The organism is Rhodococcus artemisiae (genome assembly GCF_036327795.1).
In the GTDB taxonomy this organism is placed as follows: Bacteria; Actinomycetota; Actinomycetes; order Mycobacteriales; family Mycobacteriaceae; genus Rhodococcus; species Rhodococcus artemisiae.
This window is the reverse complement of sequence record NZ_JAUTXY010000013.1, coordinates 84,321-99,801: the sequence shown is the minus strand read 5'-3', so window position 1 is coordinate 99,801 and position 15,481 is coordinate 84,321. Positions and strand designations below refer to the sequence as shown.

The 15,481-nt window shown below is 67.5% G+C and carries 16 protein-coding genes; 9 read left to right on the top strand and 7 right to left on the bottom strand.

Features of this window, described 5'->3' with window-relative positions; all coding sequences use genetic code 11:
* Window position 1: 1 nt before the first annotated feature.
* Together Q7514_RS23705 and Q7514_RS23700 are read left to right on the top strand one after the other, a co-directional pair.
* Window positions 2-2,764: a sacsin N-terminal ATP-binding-like domain-containing protein gene (locus Q7514_RS23705; RefSeq protein WP_330135710.1), complete on the top strand. Its 2,763-nt coding sequence runs from the start codon at window positions 2-4 to the stop codon at window positions 2,762-2,764.
* On the top strand, window positions 2,761-3,309 hold the full coding sequence (locus Q7514_RS23700) for a phosphatase PAP2 family protein (RefSeq protein WP_330135709.1): 549 nt from the start codon (window positions 2,761-2,763) through the stop codon (window positions 3,307-3,309). Before Q7514_RS23705 ends, Q7514_RS23700 begins: the two co-directional genes overlap by 4 nt.
* A gap of 26 nt (window positions 3,310-3,335) precedes the next feature.
* Here the strand turns inward: Q7514_RS23700 and Q7514_RS23695 are convergent, their stop codons facing one another.
* Window positions 3,336-3,584 (bottom strand): DUF2530 domain-containing protein, encoded by a 249-nt coding sequence (locus Q7514_RS23695; RefSeq protein ID WP_330135708.1) that lies wholly within the window; start codon window positions 3,582-3,584, stop codon window positions 3,336-3,338.
* 81 nt (window positions 3,585-3,665) lie between these two features.
* On the opposite strand from Q7514_RS23695, the gene Q7514_RS23690 reads away from it, so the two are divergent.
* From Q7514_RS23690 to Q7514_RS23675, 4 genes are read left to right on the top strand one after another with little or no spacing between them, the layout of a single operon-like run.
* Window positions 3,666-5,135: an NCS2 family permease gene (locus Q7514_RS23690; RefSeq protein ID WP_330135707.1), complete on the top strand. Its 1,470-nt coding sequence runs from the start codon at window positions 3,666-3,668 to the stop codon at window positions 5,133-5,135.
* 46 nt (window positions 5,136-5,181) lie between these two features.
* A complete protein-coding gene (locus tag Q7514_RS23685; protein ID WP_330135706.1) occupies window positions 5,182-5,613 on the top strand; it encodes a MarR family winged helix-turn-helix transcriptional regulator in 432 nt (143 codons plus the stop codon).
* Between the two features lie 46 nt (window positions 5,614-5,659).
* Window positions 5,660-6,487 (top strand): TrmH family RNA methyltransferase, encoded by an 828-nt coding sequence (locus Q7514_RS23680; protein WP_330135705.1) that lies wholly within the window; start codon window positions 5,660-5,662, stop codon window positions 6,485-6,487.
* Window positions 6,484-6,756 carry a DUF2537 domain-containing protein gene (locus Q7514_RS23675; protein WP_330135704.1) on the top strand — a complete coding sequence of 91 codons (273 nt, stop codon included), beginning with the start codon at window positions 6,484-6,486 and terminating at the stop codon, window positions 6,754-6,756. Before Q7514_RS23680 ends, Q7514_RS23675 begins: the two co-directional genes overlap by 4 nt.
* Before the next feature lie 12 nt (window positions 6,757-6,768).
* Here Q7514_RS23675 and Q7514_RS23670 read toward each other — a convergent pair whose 3' ends face one another.
* The 4 genes from Q7514_RS23670 to Q7514_RS23655 form a co-directional block, all read right to left on the bottom strand.
* On the bottom strand, window positions 6,769-7,497 hold the full coding sequence (locus Q7514_RS23670; RefSeq protein WP_330135703.1) for a DUF6928 family protein: 729 nt from the start codon (window positions 7,495-7,497) through the stop codon (window positions 6,769-6,771).
* A gap of 12 nt (window positions 7,498-7,509) precedes the next feature.
* Window positions 7,510-8,418, bottom strand: coding sequence for a septation protein SepH (sepH, locus tag Q7514_RS23665; protein ID WP_330135702.1), 909 nt, complete (start codon window positions 8,416-8,418; stop codon window positions 7,510-7,512).
* Between the two features lie 251 nt (window positions 8,419-8,669).
* On the bottom strand, window positions 8,670-9,791 hold the full coding sequence (gene serC / locus Q7514_RS23660; RefSeq protein WP_330135701.1) for a phosphoserine transaminase: 1,122 nt from the start codon (window positions 9,789-9,791) through the stop codon (window positions 8,670-8,672).
* Between the two features lie 66 nt (window positions 9,792-9,857).
* Complete coding sequence (locus Q7514_RS23655) at window positions 9,858-10,985, bottom strand: citrate synthase 2 (RefSeq protein ID WP_330135700.1); 1,128 nt, start codon at window positions 10,983-10,985, stop codon at window positions 9,858-9,860.
* A 166-nt stretch (window positions 10,986-11,151) separates the two neighbouring features.
* Between Q7514_RS23655 and Q7514_RS23650 the strand changes: the two genes are divergently transcribed.
* From Q7514_RS23650 to Q7514_RS23640, 3 genes are read left to right on the top strand one after another with little or no spacing between them, the layout of a single operon-like run.
* Entirely contained in the window at window positions 11,152-11,598 is a 447-nt protein-coding gene (locus Q7514_RS23650; protein WP_408016171.1) for a hypothetical protein, read from the top strand.
* A 41-nt stretch (window positions 11,599-11,639) separates the two neighbouring features.
* On the top strand, window positions 11,640-12,290 hold the full coding sequence (gene pdxH / locus Q7514_RS23645; RefSeq protein WP_330135832.1) for a pyridoxamine 5'-phosphate oxidase: 651 nt from the start codon (window positions 11,640-11,642) through the stop codon (window positions 12,288-12,290).
* Window positions 12,287-13,564, top strand: a complete 1,278-nt coding sequence (locus Q7514_RS23640; protein ID WP_330135831.1) for an MFS transporter — start codon at window positions 12,287-12,289, stop codon at window positions 13,562-13,564. Before pdxH ends, Q7514_RS23640 begins: the two co-directional genes overlap by 4 nt.
* Before the next feature lie 9 nt (window positions 13,565-13,573).
* Here the strand turns inward: Q7514_RS23640 and Q7514_RS23635 are convergent, their stop codons facing one another.
* Entirely contained in the window at window positions 13,574-14,470 is an 897-nt protein-coding gene (locus Q7514_RS23635) for a serine hydrolase (protein WP_330135699.1), read from the bottom strand.
* Entirely contained in the window at window positions 14,467-15,342 is an 876-nt protein-coding gene (locus Q7514_RS23630; RefSeq protein WP_330135698.1) for a LysR family transcriptional regulator, read from the bottom strand. Before Q7514_RS23630 ends, Q7514_RS23635 begins: the two co-directional genes overlap by 4 nt.
* Window positions 15,343-15,481 lie beyond the last annotated feature (139 nt).

Here is a 15,481-nt window from a genome sequence, read left to right as displayed (position 1 = left end):
CGTGCACGTCTCGGACACCGCGGATCCGTTCGGTACCGCGGCGCTACGTGACGGTCTCGTGGCCGCGTGGCGATCGTCACCGACGCGCCTGCGCGAGGACGTCGCCACCGAAGCGGATCTCGTCCGCACCGGATACCGCGACCGGGTTCTGACCGAGCTGGCGCAGAACGCGGCCGATGCTGCGAGTCGTGCCGGAATTCCGGGCACGCTGCGGGTGTGGCGGGTCGGAACCTGCCTGCACATCGCCAACACCGGAGCGCCCCTCGACGAAACCGGTGTCCAGGCACTGACCGCGTTGCGTGCGTCGAGCAAGACCGGTGGCGTGGGGAGATTCGGTGTCGGATTCACCGCGGTCCTCGCAATTTCCGACGAGGTGGAGGTGCGGTCGCGCACCGGGTCGATCAGGTTCTCCGCTGCACAGACCCGCAATGTCCTGGACGAACACGGATTGGCCGTACCCGACGGCAGTGTGCCGACACTGCGCCTGGCATGGCCGAGCACGACCCCGCCGTCCGTGGGGAACGACACCGAGGTAGTGCTCGATGTCCGTTTCGGAATCGACGCCGAGACGCTGCTCGATGATTTCCGCCGTGAGGCGATCGATCTGCTGCTCGAATTGCCCGCATTGCAGACGATCGTGATCGACGAGGACGAGTTCGTCCGTGCCGAACGCGTTCTCGAGTCCGGGCTGAGGGAACTACGCATCGGAGATCACTGCTGGTGGGAGCATCGCGGACCTTCGGCCCGATGGCTCGTGCCTGTCCTGGGCGGCGTGGTCCGGCCGGTCGGCGATGACGTGCTCCGCGCACCCACCCGGTCGGACGAGGAACTGTCGTTGCCGGTGCTCGTCGTCGCCGACGTTCCGATGCAACCGGACCGCCGGCGGATGCTGCCGGGCGCGCCGGTCGAGCATCTCGTTCAGGGATACGCCGACTTCGTCGCGGCATTGCCCAGCGATCAGCGACTCGCGCTGGTGCCGACACCGGGTTTCGCGCGTAGCGAGGTCGACGGCCGCATCCGGGAAGCGCTGTTCGAGGAGCTACGGCGCAATCGGTGGCTCCCTGCGGCCGACGGCGGAGACGACCTGGCGCCGGACCGCGCGGCGGCGCTGACCGGACTCGACGATGCCCTGGCCGAAGCACTCGACGAGGTCGTTCCTGGCCTCATCTCCCCGACGCTGTGTTCACCGCGCCATGCGGCGACGCTCGCTTCCGTCGACGTGCATCGTATCGGCCTCGCTCGGGTCGCCGATCTGCTCGCCGGACACTCGCGGGAACCGGCCTGGTGGCACCGGCTGTACGAGGCGCTGACCCCGCTGGTCGTCGATGCCGTCACCGCGGAGGAGCTCGCGGCGCTCCCCGTGCCTCTGTCCGATGGACGGACCGTGACCGGTCCTCGGACCACGGTCCTGCACGACCTCGGCTCCGTCGCGTTGCCGTGGGTCCGTCTTGTGCATCCCGACGCGGCACACCCGTTGCTGACCCGACTCGGCGCCGGCTCCGTGACCGCCGAAGACCTGCTCGGCGATCCGGCGCTCGCCGCAGCCATCGACGATGTGCACCACGATCCCGACGACCAGGCGGCGGAGGACCTCGCCGCCGTCGTGTTGACGCTCGTCGCGAAGGTCCCTGCCGCGGCTGTGCCCCGTGAACTCGGGATGCTGCTGTTGCCCGACACGGGCGGTGAACTCGTCCCCGCAGACGAGCTGCTTCTCCCGGGCGCGCCTCTCGCGGAGGTCCTCGTCGAGGATTCGCCGTTCGGCACCGTGGACACGGATCTCGTCGAGAAGTACGGCGCGGATGCCCTGCGCGCGATCGGGGTCGGGTGGGGTTTCACCGTGCTGCGCGCCGAGCTACCGACCGGCCCCGACCATGACCTGCCCGATGAGGACACCTGGTGGCAGACCGTCGGCACCGATCCCGAGACGCTCGTCGCGGTGCGCGATCTCGACCTCGTCGACGAGACCCGCTGGGACCGGGCCCTCGCGTTGCTGGCCGTGGAACCCGACACCGCCGCGACACTCACCGACCGCGACGGCTACACCGCGTGGTGGCTGCGCAACTACGCCGTCCTGGGCGATCAGCCGCTCGGTCACCTGCGGTACGTGGATGACGTCGCTTTCGAGGGCCTGCTCGATCCGTGCACACATCCCGACGCGGGAGCGTTCCGCACGTGCCTGGCCGGAACCGGGATCGACGACGCCCACCTCGCCGAGATCCTGCTCGATCGGCTCGCAGACCCGGGGCGTCGCCCCGACCCGGCCGCCGTCGTCGCCGCGCACACCGCACTCGCGCGTTCCTACGCCGCCGGCACCGTCGATCTCGACAGCGTGATCCTGCCCGCCGGGGTCCGCAGCCTGGCGGGGGCCGTCGTCGATGCCACAGACGCACTCGTGCCGGATCTGCCCTGGTTCGCTTCGGTGATCCCGGCCGACCGGCTGGTCGTCGTCGACCACGCCGCCGCGGCCGCGCTCGCCGAACTCCTCGACATCGCCGCGGCGTCGGCCGTGATAGCCGGCGAGCCGACCGGGCCGGGCCGGGCTACGACCTGGCGGCGTGAACCGGACGCGGTCCTCGCTTCGGTGACGTCGGGGCTGCCGCTGCCGGGGCAGCCACTGGTGGTGCACGAGCAGCTCACAGTGCGCTGCACCGGCGCGATCACCGGCGACCGCGAGGTGCCGTGGTGGATCGATGCGTCCGGCACCGTTCATTCCACGCGTCTCGGTCTGCTGGACGCACTCGCCGGGTTGTCCCGAAACTCGTGACGGTCGACGAAGCGACGCTCGACTGGGTCGTCGGCATTCGCAGTCCGGAGCTCACCACGGCGATCACGGTGATCACTCACACCGGTGGCGGGGTCGCGAACGCGGTGATCGCCACGATTGCGGTGGTGTTCCTGTTGCGCGCATCCAGGCCGGCCGACGCGTTACTCGTCGGGGGAGCGGTGGCCACGGGATGGCCCGTGATGACGGCGATCAAGAATCTCGCCGTTCGGACGCGCCCGCCCGAGCCCGATCGACTGATGGACCTCGCCACGTGGTCGTTCCCGTCGGGGCACGCGATGATGAGCGCGGTGATCGCGACGACCCTCGCGGCCGTCGCGATGCGGACCTGGCCCCGGGGCGACCGTCGGAGAACCGCTGCAATTGTCGGCCTCGGTGCCTACACGGTATCGGTGGGGCTGAGCCGCGTGTACCTCGCGGCGCACTGGTTGACCGATGTCCTCGCCGGGTGGGTTCTCGGTGTCGGCTGGGCGTTGCTGTGGGTGTGGTTGATCACGTGGATACAAGGCAGGCGGGCACGCCCCTAGCTCCGTTGCGTGACGAACCGCTGTGCTCAGTCCAGGCCCACCTGGGCTCCCCGCCTCCCGCGGCGCGCCGCCGACCTCTGAACCAGGAACAGCGTAGTTCCCAAGAGTCCCACGATGATTCCGGCGATACACACGGGCAGTACATCCGACCATCGGTCGCCGACGAGCAGGACAACGAGCGCGGCGATCGCCCAGAACGCAGTCCCGATTGCAAGTACGGGCCGCGGATCGGCCAACAGGCGGATCCGCTCGGTGATGGATTCGGTGTCTCTCACGAATTGCAGATTAGATCGTCGCCGCTGCAATAATCTTCACCCGTTGCGACGCACCGTACTCGACGAGCGGAAAAAGTGGACATGGCCGTAGGAACCGATTCCAAGAGATCATCCTTCCTGGATGCGTATTTCAAGATCAGCGAACGAGGTTCGACGGTCTCGCGGGAGGTGCGTGGCGGACTCGTCACGTTCTTCGCGATGTCGTACATCGTGGTCCTCAACCCCCTGATTCTCGGCAGTTTCTCCGCCGACGACGCGACCGCGAAGATCGACGTCCTGGGCAACATCCTGCCGGTCAACCAGGTTGCCGCGGTCACCGCACTCGTGGCCGGTCTGATGAGCATCATCTTCGGTGTGGTCGCGAACTACCCGTTCGCGATCGCCGCCGGCCTGGGAATCAACAGCCTGCTCGCGGTGACGATCGCTCCTCAGGTTACGTGGCCCGAGGCGATGGGCCTGGTCGTGATCGACGGCATCATCATCGTGGTGCTCGCCCTCACGGGTTTCCGCACCGCCGTGTTCAACGCGATCCCGCGGGAGCTCAAGGCGGCGATCGCTGCCGGTATCGGCGCGTTCATCGCGTTCATCGGCATGGTCGACGCCGGATTCGTGCGGCGCATCCCCGACGCGGCCGGCACCACCGTCCCCGTCGGACTGGGCATCGACGGTTCCATCGCGTCGTGGCCGACCTTCGTCTTCGTCGTCGGTGTGCTGCTCATGGGTGTTCTCGTGGTTCGGAAGGTGCGGGGTGGCCTGCTCATCGGCATCGTCGCCACCACGATCCTCGCGATGATCGTCGAGGCCGTCGCGGAGGTCGGGCCGTCGCAGGGCACCAACCCGAAGGGCTGGAATCTCGGCCTGCCCGCAGCACCCGAATCCTTCATCGGCATCCCCGACCTGGCGTTGGTGGGTGATGTGAACCTGTTCGGCGCGTTCACCCGCATCGGCGTGATCGCCGCGTCGCTGCTCGTGTTCACTCTCGTGCTCGCCAACTTCTTCGATGCCATGGGCACCATGACGGGCCTCGGCAAGGAAGCCGACCTCACCGACAAGGACGGCAACCTGCCGGGAATCGGCAAGGCCCTCGTCGTCGAAGGCGCCGGCGCCATCGTCGGTGGTGGAGCTTCCGCATCGTCGAACACTGTGTTCGTCGAGTCCGCGTCGGGCATCGCGGAAGGGGCCCGCACCGGCCTCGCCAACGTCGTCACCGGACTGATGTTCCTGCTTGCGATGTTCCTGACGCCGCTCTACGAGGTCGTGCCGATCGAGGCTGCGGCACCCGCGCTCGTCGTTGTCGGTGCGCTCATGATCGGTCAGGTCCGCGACATCGACTTCAAGAAGTTCGAGGTCGCTCTCCCCGCGTTCCTGACGATCATGGCCATGCCGTTCACCTACTCGATCGCCAACGGCATCGGCGTCGGCTTCATCACCTGGGTCGTCCTCCATGCGGTGAGCGGCAAGGCGCGCACCGTCCATCCGTTGCTGTGGGTCGTGGCGGCGCTGTTCGCGCTGTATTTCTCCGTCGACCCGCTCACAGAACTGCTCACCTGACACAGCGCTGGGTCGAAGGTCCGGTCTGTCCCGTATTGTGCTCGCCATGATCTCGGACACACGGGCACTCGCAGGCGACCTCGCGCTTGCTGTGGTGCGTTTGACGCGTCATCTACGGGGACAGCGCAGCCATTCCCGAGTCACTCTGACACAACTGTCGGCCATGCAGACGTTGCGGACGGAAGGAGCGATGACCCCCGGCGGGCTCGCGTCCCGCGAACGGGTTCAGCCCCCGTCGATGACCCGTGTGATCGCATCGCTGAACGAACTCGGCCTGGTGGAGCGCACTCCGCACCCCACCGACGGCAGGCAGATCATCGTCAAGTTGTCGTCCGCGGGAGACAGCCTGCTCGCCGACGAGCACCAGGCGCGCGAAGAGTGGTTGACCGAACGACTCACGAAACTCGACGACGACGCCATCGCCACCTTGCGCGAGGCGGTCGTCATCCTGACGGAGCTGGTGGCCGAGGAAGACTAGTCGAGTCCGATGCGGCGATCGTGTCTCCGGCTGGGAGAATGTTGCCGTGGTTCACGTCATCGACATCGACGATCCCGCCGATCCCAGGCTGGACGACTTCCGCGACCTCAACTCCTCGGATCGGCGTCCTGATCTTCCCGGTGGAAAGGGGCTGGTGGTCGCCGAGGGCGTGCTGGTCGTGCAGCGCATGCTCGACTCCCGATTCCCGTTGCATGCCATGCTCGGTGTCGATCGCCGTCTCGGTGAACTCGCCGACGACCTGCGCGACACCGGGTGGGCGGGATTGTCGCCGGACGTGCCGTACTACCGGACCGACGCGGACGTCATGGCAGAGGTGGTCGGCTTCCACCTCAACCGCGGCGTGCTCGGGGTCGCGTATCGGCCCGAGCCGCTCGACGTCGTCGAGGTGATCGAGAAGGCCACCACCGTTGCGGTGCTCGAAGGAGTCAACGATCACGAGAACATCGGTTCGATGTTCCGCAATGCGGCAGGGCTCGGTGTCGACGCAGTGCTGTTCGGTAAGGGCTGCGCCGATCCGCTGTATCGGCGCGCTGTACGGGTGTCGATGGGGCATGTCCTGCGCGTCCCGTTCGCGCACGCGGACCAGTGGCCCCACGACCTCGATACGCTGCGTGACCGTGGATTCCAGCTGATTTCGCTGACTCCGAATCCGGAGGCGATGCCGCTCGCCGAGGCGATGACGGGGGAGAAGGTGGCGTTGCTGCTCGGTGCGGAAGGACCGGGGCTGACCGAGCAGGCCATGCGCGCCACCGATGTACGCGCCCGAATACCGATGGCGCCGGGCACCGATTCGCTCAACGTGGCGACGGCTGCGGCGATGGCGTTCTACGAGCGAGTGCGGATTCCCGGATGAGTGCGACGTCCGTGCCCTCGCCGACCCCGTGGTCGACGGGGCTGTCGCTGGCCGCATTCGTCTTTGCGATGACTACAGTCGCGTTCGTCGCGATCGGGGAGGTCCTCGCCGACATTCATCCCGCGGTGGCGGTGCTCGTCAATATCGTGGCCGTCGCGGGAGCCGCGCCGACCCTTCTGGTATGGCGACGGCGAGCGGTGTGGCGGTGGGTGGCGCTGGGCATAGCTACCGCTGTGCCTGTGGCGTGGGCTGTGCTGTTGTTCGGATGAGCGTGGCCTGACCTACAGGCCCACCGCGCGACGCCACCAGGGGCGGGTGGTCTGCTGCGCGGTCGGTGCGGCAGTCGGTGCGGGTTCTCCCGGTGGGTGCAGGGTGAAACTCCACACGTCGATGTCGCCCGCTTCGGGTTCGTCGCCGGCGCGACCGACATACCGGAACCCGAGCCACGCGGCGTTTGCGGCTTCGACGAGGCGGCGTGGATGGAACGGCAGCGCTTCCGGATGCGGAACGGAGCCCGCCGGCCACCGCATGGGATGCTGGCCCGACCAGTACGGACGTTCCCATACGAACGGAATGCCCTCGTCTTCGTAGAACTCGATAGCGCCAGCCCCGAACGCGCGTCGGAGTGTGCCGCGCTCCCACGCCCCGAACGACCCCCACCCTCCGGCGGCGTCGGACACGATCAGGTAGGTGTTCTCGGACGCGAGTGTGTGCAGCCAGTCCTCACCCACCGCCGAGGGACGGCGGTGGACGAGGTCGCGGCTGCACACCACGGTGACACCGGGGAAGCTGCCGACGAAGACTGTGTTGTCGTCGAACTCCGCGTCGTCCGGCCCCATTCCTGCAGCCACCTGCGCGAGTGTCGCGCGGCCGCCCACAGTGGCATGTCGATCGGGGTACAGCCGCGCGAGCAGCGCGTGCGCTGTGTCGCGGTCGGGGGTCGAATTACGCAGTACTGCAGCAGGATCCGGGGCGTCGACGTACCAGAGCGTCGACACGACCGCCGCCATCGGCGTCGGCCCTCAGGCGCGTCCGTTGCTGCGGACGCCCAGCAGTACGTCGTCCCACGACGGCAGCGCGGGCTTGCCGCGCTTGTCCTTGCTCGGGTTCGCGGCCGACTTGGCCGACGCGGCCGCGCCTCGCTGTGCGTCGGTGTCGGGTTCGGTGGCGGCGGGAATCGTCCGGCCCGTCTCTGCTGCGGCGGTCTCGTCGTCGGCGGGTTCCGGTTGCCGGTCGATGACGACCGTCTCGGCCGGTGCGGCGACGAACCGTTCGGTCTCGATCTCGGTCTCCACCGTGTCGTCGGTGTCGCGTGACGAGTACACCGGCGTCAGGTAACGCAGGGGGCGACCGCAATCCGGGTCGACTAGGTCGGCGGCGATGTCGTCGAGCGCGGAGATGGTGCCACCGTGCGCATCCGGCTGATAGCGCCAGTGTGCAGCATTGGTGGAACGACCGGCCTGCCACTCGAGTTGGGCGACCCAGTGCCCGTCGTCGTCGCGCCATGCATCCCACGTCGCGTCGTCGAGGTTGTGTCCGCGTGAGCGGAACGCCTGCGTGACGATCTCGAGGAGTGTCTGCACGGTGGGGCCGTCGGGGCGGACCGGATGCCCCTTCTGCGCCATGTCGGCCGCGCGGGAACGCTCGAGCAGCACCGGATAGGCGAATCGCTCGACCTTCGAGATCGGGATGCCGGCTTCCTCGGCAACCTGCTCGACGGATGCGCCGGCCCGGATGCGGGCCTGGATCTCCCTCGGACGGAGGGTGCTGGCGGTTTCGATCTGGATCTGCCCCAGTCGGGCGAGGTCGCCGCGCGATGCGGCGCGGAGTGTGTCGTCGACCGGAATGCGGAACTTGTCCCCCGTTGTGGGATCCGCGAGCACGACATGCTTGGCATCCGGCTCGAGACCCACCACCTTCAGTTCTCGCACACTGACCTCCTCGCGCCGGCTCGCGATCGACTGGCCCGAGATTATCGGAGTTGTCCTCGATCCGGGAGGTGGACACGCCGCGCCACGCCGAGCCGAATCACAAGAATTCCGGCCTGAGGCGTTATCGTCCTAGGTTTGCCGATTATGTCTCGATGTATGGTTGAGAGTTTCAACGGATGGTTCGAGGGCCGGACCCTGTGGGTCCGGCCCTCGAACGAACGCTGCGAACAGCGATCAGAGCTGCGAGGGAGTCAGAGCTGGGAGACGACCCAGTCGATGCTCTTGGTCAGCTGCGTGATGTCCTCGGGGTCGATCGCCGGGAACATGCCGACGCGCAGCTGGTTCCGGCCGAGCTTGCGGTAGGGCTCGGTGTCGACGATTCCGTTGGTCCGCAGGATCGTCGCGACCTGTGCTGCATCGACAGACTCGGCGAAATCGACCGTACCGACGACCTGCGACCGCAGAGCCGGATCCGTGACGAACGGCGTGGCGAACTCGGACGCCTCGGCCCACTCGTACAGACGCGACGACGAATCCTTGGTGCGCGCGACCGTCCAGTCCAGCCCACCGTTGCGGTTCATCCACTCGATCTGATCGGCGAACAGCAGCAGCGTGGCCAGCGCCGGCGTGTTGTAGGTCTGGTCCTTGCTGCTGTTGTCGACGGCGATCGGCAGCGACAGGAACTCCGGCGTGAACCGGCCCGACGCCTTGATCTCGGCGACGCGCTCGAGCGCAGCCGGGCTCATCAGCGCGATCCACAGGCCGCCGTCGGCCGCGAAGCACTTCTGCGGCGCGAAGTAGTAGACGTCGGCATCGGTGATGTTCACGGGCAGGCCACCCGCGCCCGACGTGGCGTCGATCGCGATCAGCGCGTTGTCGGAGCCCGCGGGACGCGACACCGGCACAGCGACACCGGTCGAGGTCTCGTTGTGTGCCCAGCCGATCAGGTCGACGGACGAGTCGGCGACGATCTCGGGAGCCGAGCCCGGATCGGCGCTCACGACGACCGGATCGCCGATGAACGGGTTGTTCTTCGTGACCGTCGCGAACTTGGACGAGAACTCGCCGTAGGTGAAGTGCTGCGAACGCTCGCGGACCAGGCCGAATGCTGCGGCATCCCAGAACGCGGTGGTGCCGCCGTTGCCGAGGACGACCTCGTAGCCCTCGGGCAGCGAGAAGAGATCGCGCAGGCCGGAGCGAACACGAGCCACGACGTCCTTGACGGGCTTCTGGCGGTGGCTGGTGCCGAACACCGAAGCGCCGACGTCGACCAGCGACTGCAGCTGCTCGGGGCGGACCTTGGAGGGGCCGCAGCCGAAGCGGCCGTCTGCGGGCTTGAGATCGGCGGGGATGATCGGTGAAGCGTCAGCCATCGGAAAGCGTGTCCTAAGCGTCGAGGGACAAGTGCAGGAGTAGTCTAAACCGCCCTGCTTCGGCGATCATCGATGTGTGATCGAATCCCACCCCGTGACGGTCTCGGCGGCACGGGGGTCGGGGCCGGTGTAGATGGCCGCGGGGCGCACCAGTTTGCCGAGCTTCTTCTGTTCGAGAATGTGTGCGCACCATCCGCCCGTGCGCCCGCACGTGAACATGGCGGGCATCATCGCGGCGGGCACTTCCGCGAAGTCCAGGATGACCGCGGCCCAGAATTCGACGTTCGTTTCGATGGCGCGGTCGGGGCGACGCTCACGCAGTTCGGTGAGTGCGGCCTGTTCGAGGGCTGCGGCGGCCTCGTAGCGGGGGGCGTCGAGGCGTTCGGCGGTGGCGCGCAGCACGCGGGCGCGGGGGTCCTCCGCGCGGTACACGCGGTGACCGAAGCCCATGAGCTTCTCCTTGCGGTCGAGGAGTCCTTTGACCATGGCGCGTGGATCGCCGCTGCGTTCGGTCTCTTCGATCATCGGTAGCACGCGGGCCGGTGCGCCGCCGTGCAGCGGGCCGGACATCGCGCCGACGGCGCCGGACAGCGCGGCCGGGGCGTCGGCTCCGGTCGAGGCGATGACGCGGGCGGTGAAGGTGGAGGCGTTCATGCCGTGCTCGGCGGCGGATACCCAGTAGGCGTCGATGGCCTCGACATGTTTCGGGTCGGGCTCGCCCTTCCAGCGCACCATGAAGCGTTCGGTGACGGTCTGTGCTTCGTCGACACGCTTTTGTGGGACGGCGGGCTGGTAGATGCCGCGTGCGGACTGGGCGACGTAGGACAGGGCCATCACTGCGGAGCGTGCGAGGTTGTCGCGGGCGGTTGCGTCGTCGATGTCGAGTAGTGGTGAGAAACCCCAGATCGGTGCGAGCATCGCGAGTCCTGCTTGGACGTCGACGCGTACGTCGCCGGTGTGGATCGGGAGTGGGAACGGTTCGGCGGGGTGTAGTCCGCGGCCGAACTCGCCGTCGACGAGCAGTGCCCATACGTCGCCGAAGGTCACGCCTTTGCTGACGAGTTCTTCGATGTCCACGCCGCGGTATCGTAGTGAGCCGCCGTCTTTGTCGGGTTCGGCGATGTCGCTGGTGAAGGCGACGACGCCTTCGAGTCCTGCAACGAAATCCTCGGGTACGGACGCGTGTGGTGCCATGACGGTGTGGCTCTCCTCGTTCACGTGCGGCCCGATCCGGGCGGCACTGCCGGTGGAATGAGTGGGCAGTCTTGTGATCGGCAACTCATTCGGTCGTCGAAGAGGACTCTAGTCGCCGATACCCTCTTCGACCTCCGGGAGGTACTCGCTTGTGGATAATCGGCGAATGGTCGACTCGGAGCACGAAATCAAGGACGTCCCGAGCAGCATCGCGGGTATGCAGCAAGGGGATCGGCAACCGGAACGGCAGCGCCTGCGCAAACTCGCGCAGGCCGCCCTCAACGCCGACATGACCGTCGACCAGCTGCAGACGATCATCGGCGATCTGGACAGAACTCTCGGCAACATGGACAACACCATCAGCGGACTGGACGGCGCGATCGCCGGACTGGGCGTCACGCTGGCCCGCTTCGACAGAACTCTCGACCAGGTCGACGCCACCGTGACCAAGATGGGCGACGTCGTCGGACGGCTCGAACGGGTGACCGGCCGCCTCGAATCCCTCGTCGACATCGCAGAAATCGCGACCCGACCCTTGGGCGCACTCGAATCGGCGGGCCGCGGTATCGCCGCCAGGCTCGGCTGGACGGACCGTCCCGACAACTCGGAGTAACCTCCACATCCGTGCAGGATCCGCAGAATCCACTCGCGTCGATGCGGGTGAACTACATCCCTACCGCCCCGGCGGAGGAGCCTTCGGACATCGATCTCGGTCCCGAAGACCTCGAGGGAGGCTGGCTTCCCTACGCTCGACGCTGGCTGGCGGCCGCAGTGTCTGCGGGTGTACCCGAGCCCAACGCCATCGTCCTCGGCACCGTCGACGAACACGGGCACCCCGCGACCCGGACCGTGTTGTGCAAGGGAATCGACGCCGAGGGCGTCACCTTCTTCACCAACTACGGATCGGACAAGGCACGCCACCTCGACGCGGTGCCGTACGCGTCGGCAACATTCGTGTGGCTTCCGCTGCATCGGCAGATCGGCATCCGCGGCCCCGTCGTCCGTGTCTCCGCCGAGGAGACAGAAGCCTATTGGCGGACCCGGCCGCGTGGCTCTCAGCTGGGTGCATGGGCGTCTCAGCAATCACAACCCATAGCCTCGCGCGCTGACCTGGATCACGCGCTCGTCGAGGCCGGCGAGAAGTTCGGGGTCGACGACGACATTCCCGTACCCCCGTTCTGGGGCGGATTCCGGATCTCTCCCGACTTCGTCGAGTTCTGGCAGGGCCGGCCCAACAGGATGCACAACCGTGTCCGGACCCGGCTCGTCGACGGCCGGTGGCACACGCAACGGCTGCAACCGTGAGGCGGATCCTCGCCGACACCGCACCGCTACGGAACAAGGACTATGCCCGCCTCTGGTGGGCCGGCGTCGTGACGGTGATCGGTGCTCAACTGTCGGTGGTCGCGGTTCCCCAGCAGATCTACGAAATCACCCGCAATTCGGCGTACGTCGGCCTGACCGGTGTGTTCGGCCTGGTACCGCTCGTCGTGTTCGGGTTGTGGGGCGGAGCGCTCGCCGACGTCATGGATCGCCGCACACTGCTGACGATCACGTCGGTAGGCCTCGGCGGTACGTCGCTGCTGCTGTGGGCCCAGGCCGCGGCGGGGCTGAACAACGTCTGGATCCTGCTGGGCCTGTTCTCGCTGCAACAAGCATTCTTCGCCGTCAACCAGCCGACACGTGCTGCCATCATCCCGCGCCTGCTGCCGACCGGGCAGATCGCTGCAGCGACCTCACTGAACATGACGGTGATGCAGTTCGGTGCGATTGCCGGACCGTTGCTTGCCGGGGCACTGATCCCGGTCCTCGGGCTGTCGACCCTGTATCTGCTCGACACGATCTTCCTGCTCGCGACGCTGTGGGCGGTGATCCGGCTGCCGTCCACACCGCCGCTCGGCGAGACGACACGGGCGGGACTGCGCGCGGTGCTCGACGGCTTCCGGTATCTGTCGACCCAGAAGATCCTCCTCGCGTCGTTCCTCGTCGACATCGTCGCGATGGTGTTCGGCATGCCGCGCGCACTGTTCCCTCAGATCGCTCATGAATCGTTCGGCGACCCTGCCACGGGCGGTTTCGCACTCGGACTGCTGTTCGCGTCGATGTCCGTCGGCGCAGTGCTCGGCGGCGTCTTCTCCGGTTGGTTGCCGCGGGTGCGGCGCCAAGGTCTCGCAGTGATGGTGTGCATCGCGCTGTGGGGTGTCGCGATGATCGGTTTCGGTGTCGCGGTGTGGTTCGCGGTGCCGGGTGGTAGTGCGGTGCTGCTGTGGGTGGCCCTCGCGTTCCTCGCATTCGGTGGTGCGGTCGACATGGTGTCGGCGGCATTCCGGTCGACGATGTTGCAGACGGTCGCGACCGACGAGATGCGTGGCCGGTTGCAGGGCGTGTTCATCGTCGTCGTGGCGGGAGGCCCGCGGATCGGGGACGTACTACACGGTGCCGCGGCGGCAGCGGTCGGAACCGCCGTTGCGGCGGCCGGCGGGGGCGTCCTCGTGGTCGTCGGAACTCTGGTGTGCGTCTTCGTATTTCCCGCGTTCGTGAGGTATCGCGTGCGTAAGGACGGCACACCTGAGGTGTGACGGTGGAGGTCAGACAGGGAGCGGTGCACGCAGTTCGGTGACTGCGATTCTCGCGGCCTCACCGATCGCTGCATCCACCACGGGCAGTGACGGTTCCGCACGGGCGGCACGTGTGAAGACCGCGACCGCCACCGGATGCTCGCCGGGGAACTCGACGACTGCGACCTCGTTGCGGATGATGCCGATCGTGCCGGTTTTCCCTGCCACCGACACCCCGCGGTACGGGAAGGCCGCGGCGATGCGATGCGGCCAGATCTGGCTGCGCATCACGTGTCGGACGAAGCCGGTCTGCTCGGTGGAGAGCACGTCACCGGCCCACACGGCGGCGAGGAGTCGAGTCATCTCCTCGGCGGTGGTGGCGCTCGTGAACGCCGGGTCGTAGGCCGACACCGACCACGCCGCGTCGTTGTCGGTGAGGGCCCTGAACGCCTCGACAGTGGTGTGGCTGTCCGTCTCCTCGATCAGTCGCCGGTACATGTCTGCGGTACCACCGACAATGTTCGTGTGCTCGAGGCCGAGTCGGGCGAGCATGTCGTGGACCGCGACGGTGCCGATCTCGCCGAGCAGCACATCGGCGGCGGCATTGTCGGAGACGGTCATCATCGACGCGGCGATATCACGTCTGCTCATGGTGACCGGATCGCGCAGTGTCGCGATTCCTGTGGAGCCCGGTGTGCACTCGGAGGGCTCGATGCGCAGTTCGGACGTCGGATCGATCCTGCCGGCGTCCACCTCTGCGCAGAACGCGAGGAACAGCGGCAGCTTGTACACCGACGCAAGCACGACCCGCTCCTCGCCGTGCACCGACAACGAGGCCTCCTCGTCCGAGCAGCGGCGCGCGTGCAACCAGCCGCTGCATCCGGCGTCGGCGAATACTGCTCGGATACGGTCGGTAGCCGTGCTCATCTCACGCGCTCCCGGAACAGCACACGATCGATCGCTGTGATGTGCCGGTCGACGTCGACGCCGGGCCGCCACACGATGCGCACGCGCAGAGCGATGGCGTCCGGGGCGAGCGTCAGCCACGCGACACCGGGAACCGAGCCCGGTGGTGCGGTGGATATCCCGAAGTGCAGTCCGGCAGCCACCGCGGCGAGGGCTGTGCGGTCGTCCGCGACGGTCGTTGCACCGACGTCGAGTCCTCGCTCTCGCAGAATGTCTTGTGTGGCATCGAAGGCGGCCGGGTTTCCGGCTCTCGGAGGTGTCGCGAACGACAGGTCGGAGAGCATCGGGAAACGGGGTCGCTCTGCTCGTGCACTGCGGTGCCCGGCCGGTACGACCACCCATCGGGGCACCTTCGTCACCGGCCCCGCCTCGACACCGTCGAGTAGTGCGGGGTGCTCGACAGTCGCAAGGTCGCACATGCCCGACCGGACCGCGGCGACCAGGTCGACGGTTGCGGCCACCTCGGTCGAGACCGTCACGTCGGGTCCGGTGCGCAGTGCTGCGGCGCAGGCGGTGAGCATCCGGTCGGGGAGTGCGGCCGTTGCGCCCCAGCGCACCACACCCCGCGCTTCGGAGACCCGCTCGGCTTCTGTGAGGAATCGCTCGGAGTCGTCGACGAGCAGCCGTGCGCGGGGGAGCAGAGCGGCGCCGGCGGTGGTCAGTACGGCTCCCCGCTGCGTGCGGTGCACGAGATCGGTGCCGATGTGCTGCTCGAGACGTCGAAGCCCTTGCGACAGAGGAGGTTGCGTCATATTCAGGGTCGCAGCTGCGCGCCCGAAGTGCCCTTCTTCCGCGACGGTGACGAAGAAGCGGAGGTGACGGATCAGATCCATGACGTCATTCAACCAGCGACTGCTGGGCGGTCGGCGGATCGGTCCATCGGAAGCTCGATATTCGCGTCGTCCAGGCCATCGACCAGTGGTGATACCTTTTGCGACCCGGTCCGGGACCGTGCGGATATTGGCGGCCCGG

Excerpts from the sequence above, each read along its gene's own strand:
- Q7514_RS23635 (WP_330135699.1), bottom strand. The coding sequence starts at position 14,470 with ATGAGCACGGCTACCGACCGTATCCGAGCAGTATTCGCCGACGCCGGA.
- Q7514_RS23690 (WP_330135707.1), top strand. The coding sequence starts at position 3,666 with ATGGCCGTAGGAACCGATTCCAAGAGATCATCCTTCCTGGATGCGTAT.
- serC (WP_330135701.1), bottom strand. The coding sequence starts at position 9,791 with ATGGCTGACGCTTCACCGATCATCCCCGCCGATCTCAAGCCCGCAGAC.
- Q7514_RS23630 (WP_330135698.1), bottom strand. The coding sequence starts at position 15,342 with ATGGATCTGATCCGTCACCTCCGCTTCTTCGTCACCGTCGCGGAAGAA.
- Q7514_RS23685 (WP_330135706.1), top strand. The coding sequence starts at position 5,182 with ATGATCTCGGACACACGGGCACTCGCAGGCGACCTCGCGCTTGCTGTG.
- Q7514_RS23655 (WP_330135700.1), bottom strand. The coding sequence starts at position 10,985 with ATGGCACCACACGCGTCCGTACCCGAGGATTTCGTTGCAGGACTCGAA.
- Q7514_RS23650 (WP_408016171.1), top strand. The coding sequence starts at position 11,152 with ATGGTCGACTCGGAGCACGAAATCAAGGACGTCCCGAGCAGCATCGCG.
- Q7514_RS23670 (WP_330135703.1), bottom strand. The coding sequence starts at position 7,497 with ATGGCGGCGGTCGTGTCGACGCTCTGGTACGTCGACGCCCCGGATCCT.
- pdxH (WP_330135832.1), top strand. The coding sequence starts at position 11,640 with ATGCGGGTGAACTACATCCCTACCGCCCCGGCGGAGGAGCCTTCGGAC.
- Q7514_RS23675 (WP_330135704.1), top strand. The coding sequence starts at position 6,484 with ATGAGTGCGACGTCCGTGCCCTCGCCGACCCCGTGGTCGACGGGGCTG.